General features: G+C 63.3%; 5 protein-coding genes. 4 read left to right on the forward strand and 1 reads right to left on the reverse strand.

Annotation, left to right across the window (positions count from 1 at the left end; all coding sequences use genetic code 11):
* The first annotated feature begins 2 nt into the window (after positions 1-2).
* Positions 3-1115, forward strand: a complete 1113-nt coding sequence (locus tag EOB49_RS33000) for a pyridoxal phosphate-dependent aminotransferase (RefSeq protein ID WP_127383422.1) — start codon at positions 3-5, stop codon at positions 1113-1115.
* A 36-nt stretch (positions 1116-1151) separates the two neighbouring features.
* Here the strand turns inward: EOB49_RS33000 and EOB49_RS33005 are convergent, their stop codons facing one another.
* Complete coding sequence (locus tag EOB49_RS33005; protein ID WP_127383423.1) at positions 1152-2144, reverse strand: helix-turn-helix domain-containing GNAT family N-acetyltransferase; 993 nt, start codon at positions 2142-2144, stop codon at positions 1152-1154.
* Positions 2145-2303: 159 nt separating this feature from the next.
* Here EOB49_RS33005 and EOB49_RS33010 point away from each other — a divergent pair, with 159 nt between their 5' ends.
* From EOB49_RS33010 to EOB49_RS33020, 3 genes are all read left to right on the forward strand, one after another.
* A complete protein-coding gene (locus tag EOB49_RS33010; RefSeq protein ID WP_127383424.1) occupies positions 2304-2588 on the forward strand; it encodes an acylphosphatase in 285 nt (94 codons plus the stop codon).
* Positions 2589-2647: 59 nt separating this feature from the next.
* The gene (locus tag EOB49_RS33015; protein ID WP_127321262.1) at positions 2648-3298 is read left to right on the forward strand and encodes a TetR/AcrR family transcriptional regulator; all 651 of its coding nucleotides are present in this window, start codon (positions 2648-2650) and stop codon (positions 3296-3298) included.
* A 66-nt stretch (positions 3299-3364) separates the two neighbouring features.
* Positions 3365-4485, forward strand: a 1121-nt coding sequence (locus tag EOB49_RS33020; protein ID WP_164781901.1) for an isovaleryl-CoA dehydrogenase, incomplete at its 3' end; no start/stop codon positions are given.

A 4485-nucleotide genomic window follows, 5' to 3' on the forward strand; every position in this document is an offset into this window, starting at 1 on the left:
CCATGCACCAGCGCCCTCCCCTCATGCCACTCATCGCAGCGCTTCCCTCGACGGTGCCGTTTGTCGGCCCCGAAGCGCAGGAGCGCGAGCGTGGCCGCGCTTTTCGCGCCCGCATCGGCGCCAATGAGAGCAGCTTTGGTCCCTCGCCGCGCGTCACCGCCCGGATGGCCGAGATCGCCGGCGACATGTGGATGTATTGCGATCCCGACAATCACGATCTGAAGGTGGCGGTGGCCGCGCATCACGGCGTAGAGGCCGAGAACGTCGTTGTCGGCGAAGGCATAGATGGCCTGCTCAGCCTGGTGGCACGCATGTATGTCGCGCCTGGTGACGCGGTGGTTACGTCGCTCGGCGCTTACCCGACCTTCAACTTCCACATTGCCGGTGTCGGCGGGCGGCTGGTGACGGTCCCTTACGAGAACGACCGGGAAAGCCTGGATGGCCTGCTGGCGGCGGTGCGCAAGGACAAGGCCCCGCTGGTCTATCTCTCCAACCCCGACAATCCAATGGGCAGTTGGTGGGAGGCGAGCGAGATCATCCGCTTCATCGAGGCGCTGCCGCAAACCACCATGCTGGTGCTCGACGAGGCCTATGGCGAACTCGGACCGGCTTCGGCGATGCCGCCGATCGATATCTCCAGGCCAAACGTCATCCGCATGCGCACCTTCTCGAAGGCGTACGGGCTGGCGGGCATACGCTGCGGCTATGCGATCGCCGAGGCCCAGGTGATCCGCGACTTCGAGAAGATCCGCAACCATTATGGCGTCAGCCGCATGGCGCAGATCGCCGGCGTCGAGGCGCTCGCCGATCAGGACTATCTGCAAAGCGTGGTGGCGCGGGTCGCGGCCGGCCGCCGACACATCGCAGGCATTGCCGAGGCAAATGGCCTGAAGCCGCTGGCGTCGGCGACCAACTTCGTCACCATCGATTGCGGCGGCGATGGCGCTTTCGCGCTGAAAGTTCTGCAAGGTCTGCTGTCACGCGACGTCTTCATCCGCAAGCCCATGGTGCCACGGCTCGACCGCTGCATTCGCGTCAGCGTCGGCCTCGACCATGAACTCGACATCTTCGCCGATGAACTTCCGGGCGCTTTGGCGGCAGCGCGGGGAAACTAGTATCCGGTTGTAGGCAAGCCAGAATCACAAGGCACGCTACAAATTCATTTCCCAGGTCTGGCCGGTCAGATCCTTGCCGAAGCTGTGGTGGTGCTCCTGCGAGACCAGCCTGAAGCCGGCACGTTCGTAGATCGCGCGCGCCGCGACGAGGATGTCGTTGGTCCACAGCACCAGCTTGGCGTAGCCGCAAGCCCGGGCCTGGTTAACGCATTCCGCGACCAGTCGTTTGCCGATGCCGAGGCCGCGCGCCGACGACTCGACATGCAGCATTCTCAGCTTGGCCACTTCGTCGTCCTGATGAACCAGGAACACCGCGCCAACCGGCTCACCACCGCGCTCTGCGATCCAGCAGAAATTGCGGCCGGGCACGAAATTGCGAATGAAATCGGCGCCGATCTCGGCGAGCATGGCCTCGAACTCGATCGTCCAGCCATATTCCTCGGCATAGAGTTGGGCCTGGCGCTGCACGACCCAGCCGACATCGCCGACGCGATGCGGCCGCAACGTCACCTCGCTGCTGTCACCGGTGGGATCGCCCAGCAATTCCCCCGCCTTGCGCAAGGCGCTGCGCAGTTCATGCGACCTGTCGTCGGGGACGCTTTCGATCAGCCGCGCCGTGTCCCGATCGGCCGCCGCCTGCAGTCTGGCAAGCGCTGCCTCGCCTCGTGAGGTCAGCGAGAGGACCCTTCGGCGCCGGTCAGCCGGGTCCGTTCTGGCCTCGGTCAGCCCCTGGCCCGCGAACTTGCGCAGGATCCGCGTCAGATAGGCGGCATCGACACGCAACTGTCTTGATATTTCGGAGGCCGCCGGGCCATTCTCCAGCCGAAAAGCACCAGCCAGGAAACCTCGCTCGCCCGCGATTTCGGCGGAAGCCGGGTTGCTGCGGTGACCCAGTTCGAACAGCACGCGCGCCTCGGTCAAAGTGAATGCACTTTGTGTCAGCGTCTCGTCGAGAAGGCCGACGGTGCGCGTGTAGAAACGATTGAAGCGCCTGATATCGGCCACCAATGCGTTGCGTTCGTCCAACATCCGCAGCCACTCCTGAGGCAGCCGTATTTTCCAAAATTAGTGGACGGAGTCAAATAAATTTCGAGCCAGAGAGCCCAGCCATTGCGCCCGCGCCCTTCCCAGGTTGCATTCCTCACGCCATGCGCCAGATTCAAAACGAGACAGGCTTTGGAGAGATTAATGGCTGATCGTCGCAGGGAAGTGCTGACGCGGGTCTACGGCAATGTGCAAGGCGTCGGCTTCAGGGCCTGGGCTCGGGATCAGGCCACGAGCCTTGGCCTTGCGGGCTGGGTCCGCAATGAGGCGGATGGGTCTGTAACGGCCCAGATCGCTGGGCTCGATGAGGCGGTCTCGACAATGATCGAGCGCCTCTGGAAAGGGCCGTCCGGGGCTTCGGTTTCCAGGGTCGACGTCGACGACCTGGCAACACAACACGCTCTTGTCGGGTTCAGGATCATTGCCTGAGCGCGCCGCCTTGAATTAATCGAACGTTCGTTTTATTATCACTCCACAGAGGAGCTGACATGGCGCGCACGACCGGATCCGATGGCGAAAAGACCGAAGCGACCATCCGTGGGGCGGCGGTCAACCTCATCGCGCGGTTTGGCTACGAAGCAATGTCGATGCGCCAGCTTGCCGCCGAGGTCGGCGTCCAGGCGGCCGCGCTCTACCGCTATTTTCCAACCAAGGAAGAGCTTCTGTTCACGCTGATGCGCGAGCACATGGAGGGTCTGGCCACAGCATGGGAAGCAGCCCGCCCGGCGGACGCAGATTCGGCGCAACTGCTCTCGGCCTATGTGCGCAATCACATCGCCTTTCATATCGAGCGACGGCACGCCACGCATGTGTCGAACATGGAATTGCGCAGCCTGTCGCCCGAACGGCTGACGCAGATCCTGCGCATGCGCACTGCCTACGAAAAGGAACTGCGCACTATTTTACGCGATGGCGCCGAGACGGGCACCTTCAGCATCGACGACACCGGGCTGACCGCCATGGCACTGATCCAGATGATGACTGGCGTCATCGTCTGGTTTCGGCCGGGCGAGCGGCTATCGATCGCCGAAGTCACGGCGACATATCTTTCAATGACAATGCGCCTGGTTGGCGCGAGGATCGGCACCTACAGCGCCGCGCGTCCCTTCGGACGCGCAAAGGACGCTGTAGCATTTTGATTTTGCGCATGATCCCTTTCCGAAAATCAAAGTCGATTTTCGGGGTCATGCGCAGGGAGGAACGGCATGTACACGAACACACTCAGCTTCGGGCATGACGAGGAGATCGAGGCGCTGCGCGACTTGGTGCGGCGCTTCGCCCAGGACCGGATCGCTCCGATCGCCGCCGACATCGATCGCTCGAACGAATTTCCGGCGCATCTGTGGGGTGAACTCGGTGCGCTCGGCCTGCTCGGCATCACGGCCGATCCCGATTTCGGCGGCAGCGGCATGGGCTATCTCGCGCATGTGATCGCCGTCGAGGAAATCTCGCGCGCTTCGGCCTCGGTCGGCCTCTCCTATGGTGCTCATTCCAATCTCTGCGTCAACCAGATCAACCGCTGGGCGACAACGGCGCAGAAGGAAAAATTCCTGCCGCCACTGTGCTCGGGTGAGCGGGTCGGCGCGCTGGCGATGTCGGAACCCGGCGCCGGCTCGGACGTCGTCTCGCTCAAACTGCGTGCCGAAAAGCGCAACGACCGCTACGTGCTCAACGGCACCAAGATGTGGATCACCAACGGGCCTGACGCCGAGACCCTGGTCGTCTACGCCAAGACCGACCCGGACCTGAAATCGCGCGGCATCACCGCCTTCATCGTCGAGAAAGCGATGGCCGGGTTTTCCGTGGCGCAAAAGCTCGACAAGCTCGGCATGCGCGGCTCCAACACCGGCGAACTGGTTTTTTCGGATGTCGAAGTGCCGTTCGAAAACGTGCTGCATGAGGAAGGGCGCGGCGTCGAGGTGCTGATGTCGGGCCTTGACTATGAACGCACCGTGCTTGCCGGCGGCCCGATCGGCCTGATGGCGGCATGCCTCGACGTGGCGATCCCCTATGTGCATGAGCGCAAGCAGTTCGGCCAGGCGATCGGCGAGTTTCAGCTGGTGCAGGGCAAGCTGGCCGACATGTACACGGTGATGAACGCCGCGCGCGCCTATGTCTATGCCGTTGCCGCCGCCTGCGACCGCGGCCAGACGACACGCAAGGATGCCGCCGGCTGCGTGCTGTTCGCCGCCGAGAAGGCGACGCTGATGGCGCTCGACGCCATCCAGCTGCTTGGCGGCAATGGCTACATCAACGACTATCCGACCGGCCGCCTGCTGCGCGACGCCAAGCTCTACGAGATCGGCGCCGGCACCAGCGAAATCCG

The organism is Mesorhizobium sp. M7A.F.Ca.MR.148.00.0.0 (assembly GCF_003997735.1).
Taxonomy (GTDB): Bacteria; Pseudomonadota; Alphaproteobacteria; order Rhizobiales; family Rhizobiaceae; genus Mesorhizobium.

Excerpts from the sequence above, each read along its gene's own strand:
- EOB49_RS33015 (WP_127321262.1), top strand. The coding sequence starts at position 2,648 with ATGGCGCGCACGACCGGATCCGATGGCGAAAAGACCGAAGCGACCATC.
- EOB49_RS33000 (WP_127383422.1), top strand. The coding sequence starts at position 3 with ATGCACCAGCGCCCTCCCCTCATGCCACTCATCGCAGCGCTTCCCTCG.
- EOB49_RS33005 (WP_127383423.1), bottom strand. The coding sequence starts at position 2,144 with ATGTTGGACGAACGCAACGCATTGGTGGCCGATATCAGGCGCTTCAAT.
- EOB49_RS33010 (WP_127383424.1), top strand. The coding sequence starts at position 2,304 with ATGGCTGATCGTCGCAGGGAAGTGCTGACGCGGGTCTACGGCAATGTG.